Source organism: Cnuella takakiae, assembly GCF_001953305.1.
Lineage (GTDB): Bacteria > Bacteroidota > Bacteroidia > Chitinophagales > Chitinophagaceae > Flavisolibacter > Flavisolibacter takakiae.
On record NZ_MTFE01000010.1, the window covers coordinates 3,473,315 to 3,477,119 of the forward strand.

At 49.6% G+C, this 3,805-nt stretch carries 1 protein-coding gene; it reads right to left on the reverse strand.

Going from position 1 to position 3,805, the window contains the following annotated elements; translation table 11 throughout:
• Positions 1-3,202 (reverse strand): TonB-dependent receptor (locus tag BUE76_RS15150; RefSeq protein ID WP_254049534.1); only part of this gene is annotated, 3,202 nt, incomplete at its 3' end.
• Positions 3,203-3,805: the final 603 nt, after the last annotated feature.

Below are 3,805 nucleotides of genomic sequence, written 5' to 3' on the forward strand. Positions count from 1 at the left end.
GTACCTGGTAGCGAGAACCCTGGCCAGTGCTGTTCTGGAAGGTTTCTTTCAGGGGCAGCTTGTTGGTTGCGTCGAAGTAAGGGAAGCTGAATACAGGCTTGCCTGCATTTACTCCGGTAGCTTCTACACGCTTCAAGGTCAACAGCTGGGTACGGTTGGTAGTTTGGAAAATACCCCAATCCTTGTTCAGCAGGTTGCCGAAGTTGAATACATCAGCAGTGAAGCGGATGGTGTTGCGCTTGTTTTTCACTTTTACAAAGAAGTCTTGTGTGAAGTTCAGGTCAAGACGCTTGTAGAAAGGCAACAGTACACCATTGCGCTCTACATACTGGCCGCGACGGCTGCTCAGGTATTTATCCTGGATGATGTAAGCATTCAGTTGGTTCCACAGCTGGTCGGCGGTACGAACGTCTGCAGCGTTGGCTGCTTCCAGCACGATCTCGCTTTGGTTCCTGGGCACATAAACCAGGTCATTGCTGGTCAGACCGTCGCCATTCAGGTCGCCGCTGTACGTGTAGCTGGCAGTACCACCGTTGGCAGCCTCAAAGGTGAAGCCCAGAGAGGTTGCAAAGAAATGAGCATACTCTTTACGGTAGAAAGCAGCAGCCACTACCCGGTGCGGCTGGTAGAAGTTAGAGAAAGACAGAGCTTCAGCATTGGGATCGCCCGAAACCGAGCGGTCACGCCAGATAGAAGAAGCTACAGAACCACCATCGTTCACGCTCTTGCTCTTGGCATAAGTGTACGCAACCATGGTGTACAGGTTATTTACGTTACGCTGCAGTTGCAGGGTCATGTTATAAGAGTAACCCTTCTTGGTGTTGGTCATCAGGATGACGTTATCCAGGTTGGGGTTAGCCAAGGTAGCACCACCGGCGCCGCTGTAAATTTTGGTAGCAGCGTAGCGGATGCGGTTGTCGGCACCCACCAATGCAGTACCGGTAGCGGGGAGGTTCAGGTTCTGGTGGTAAACTGCGTTCAGGTCTTTGGTGTACAAACCTTCAACCGTTGCAGTGATATCGAAAGGCAGCTTCTGGTCAACCGCGAAGTTGCCACGGGCTACCTGGGGGAACTTAAAGTTAGGATCGGTAACAGCCAGGCCATAATTGGTGTTGGCAGCACCGTTGCTGGGACGGTTTGCGTTTACGTTCGCATTGAAAGCAAAGATGGGGTTGGTAGCAGCAACACCGTTTTTACCCGCATCGTAAGTAACCGAACCGAAGTCCAGGCCGTTGTTGGAAGCCTGGTTGGAGATCCATACAAAAGGCGGCGCACCGGCGAAGATACCTACGCCACCACGCACCTGGGTTTTCTTGTCACCAAACACATCCCAGTTGTAACCAACGCGGGGGCTCCACAGGATAGAAGTCTTGGGACCCGAACCGGTGTTGATTTTGGCACCATTGCGGTAAGTGAGTGCATCGGCAGCAGCGTTGGCGGTAAATACATCACCAAAGATGGGCACGTCGGCACGCAAACCAGCAGTAAGGGTCAGGTTCTGACGCAGGTTCCATTTGTCCTGTGCGAAGAAGCCAAGCTGCAGGGCATTGATATCAGCAAAGGGGAACTCACCACCTTTACGAGCAGAATACTGCAACTGGTAGCGGAGTGCCGTGGGGGTGTTGTTACGCGCAGAAGCGTAGAAATCAGCCAGGCTGTTGAAGGTATAGATACCATTGTAGTTGGGCGCAAAACCATTGCGGAACTTGTTGAAGGTGTTCTGCGTACCGAGGGTAATGGTGTGTGCACCTTTATACAGGGTAAAGATGTCGTTCAGCTGCCAGGTATCTGTGTTCAGCAGGTTGTTGGCTGTGAAGGGCTCGTAACCAAAAGAGGTGAAAGCACCACCCTGGCCATTCAGGATATCCACCATGGGGAAGGTACCACCGGGGCTGCTGCGGAAGTCGCGCAGACGGTTGTAACCAACCTGGAGTTTGTTGGATGCCTTGTTGCTGATACGGGTGTTCAGTTCGGCAACAACAATGTTGAAATTGTTGTTGATGATATAAGAAGAAGAGAAGAATGGCATGGCAGTGGTACCAGCCGAGCGACCGCTGCTGGTGCTCACATAGTGACCGCTGCTACTGGGGCCTACGTTTCTCCAGCTCTTCAGGTAATAGTAGTTAACGTTCAGCGTGTTTTTCTTGTTGATGTTCAGGTCAAAACGGGCAGTTACCTTATCGCTGTAGGTTTTGTAGTTGTACCCTTCGTAAGGGCCTGCGCTGTAGTTGAACTTCTCTTTCAGGAAAGCTGCCAGTGCATCGAGGTCTTCAGCTTTTGCCTGGGAAATACCAACACCGGAAGAACCGTTGCGGCTGGCAACAAAAGAAGTAGCAGGCTGGCTTACACGCTCCTGCTCACCGCTAACAAAGAAGAACAATTTGTTTTTGATGATGGGACCACCGAAGCTTACACCACGGTTGCCGTACTCAAACTGCTGCTTGGCAAGGGTAACATCACCCACCTTGCGGCCAGTCATTTCGGGATTTTTCCAGTAGTTGTAAACCGTACCCTTGAACTCGTTGGTACCGCTCTTGGTAACCGAGTTAATACCAGCACCGGTGAAGGCGCCCAGGGTTACATCATAAGGAGCGATGTTTACCTGTATCTGGTCGAGGGCGTCGATAGAAATAGGCTGAGAGTTGGACTGACCACCCAGGGTACCGCTCAATCCAAACGTGTTGTTGAACGATGCACCGTTTACAGTCAGGTTGTTGTACGAAGAGCTGCGACCTGCGAAAGAAGAACCGTTGGCTGAAGGTGTCAGGCGGGTAAAGTCCTGGATGCTGCGGTTAACAGTTGGCAGGCGGTCGATCTGCTGGCGGTTGATCACTTCAGCAGCGCCGGTGCGGCCCTTGTTAAATACCTTATCCGAACGGGTGCCGGTAACCACAACTTCAGTAAGTTGGGCTGATGCACTTGCCAGTGCGAAGTCGTTCTTCAACACCTGGCCAATGTTCAAAAAAAGGTCTTTGTGTTTTTCCTCACCAAAGCCTACGAAAGTAACTTTCACTTCATAAGGACCACCCACACGCAGGTTAGGCAGGTTGAAGCGGCCATCCTTGCGGCTCGATGTGGAATAAGATGTTCCGGTGGGAACGTGCACCGCAGTAACAGTTGCACCCTGGAGTATCGCACCTTTTGCGTCGGTGATGATACCCTGGATCTCGGCTGTTGTCTCTTGTGCAAATGTTGAAATCATAGTCATCAACATGACCATGAACAACGTTAGTTTTCTCATGCTTGCCATAGAGGGGGTTTAAATTTGCGCAAAGGTCAGCAGTAAAAACATGCGGATAATAAAAACCTAACATTATTTTAAGGTTAACAACCCTTTAATTTTCAATTAATAAGTGCTAACACTTAGTCCCATTAAAAGGAATTTTACAAATGAAGATTTGACGGCATATAAAGGGAGAAGCAGAAGAAGAGCAGCATTGCTTTTGGGTAGTGCAAAATGCAGAGTGGCGCAGTTGCAGGATCAGCAGATTTCAGCCTATAACTAAGAAGCAACAGGTTCAGGCAAAAAAAATACAATATCAAAAGAACTGGATTGAAGGATATTTTAAGGCCCTGCTTGATCCTTCTTTTTTCTTTTGAAAATATTTTTTTCTGCAAGCCCCAATCCTTGTTTTCACAGCTTAATCATAAGGGTTCATTTTTATTCAAGGAACTCACGATATTGCACATACAATATTTATAAATGTATGGGCACAAAAAAGCCCCAGTAAAAACTGAGGCGATCTGTGGGAGCACACGGGTTCGAACCGCGGACCCTCTGCTTGTAAGGCAGATGCTCTGAACC